Genomic DNA, 376 nt, shown 5'->3' with positions numbered 1-376 from the left:
GTCTATTGGTTCTCTTGTAATTACAGAGTCTACTACTATTTCTTTTGAAATTTTTTTTCGTTTTGATTTTTTTTCTTTTTCTTCTTGAGCTACCAATGAAAAACAAAACAAAAAGGCTAGTACACTTACTATTAAGGATTTATTTAGCACCTTCAATTAATTTTTTAATACGATTAAAGTCTTCTTCTGAATGAAACGGAATGGTTATTTTTCCTTTACCATTTTTAGAAACTTTAACGTCTATTTTGTGTCCAAAGTATTCAGAAAACACATTAATGCCTTTTTTAATGAACTTAGGTGTGTTTTCTTCGTTAGTTTTTTCTTTGGATGGTACTGTAACCTCGTTAGTTGCGTTATAATTTTTAATTAAGGTTTC

1 pseudogene is annotated in these 376 nt (G+C 27.9%); it reads right to left on the bottom strand.

The annotated features are described in order from the left end of the window. Window positions 1-139 precede the first annotated feature (139 nt). Window positions 140-376, bottom strand: a pseudogene (locus FUA24_RS07820) (ParB/RepB/Spo0J family partition protein); the annotation flags it as partial.

The sequence above is a fragment of the Seonamhaeicola marinus genome (genome assembly GCF_008085455.1).
This window is presented reverse-complemented; position numbering and strand designations above follow the sequence as displayed.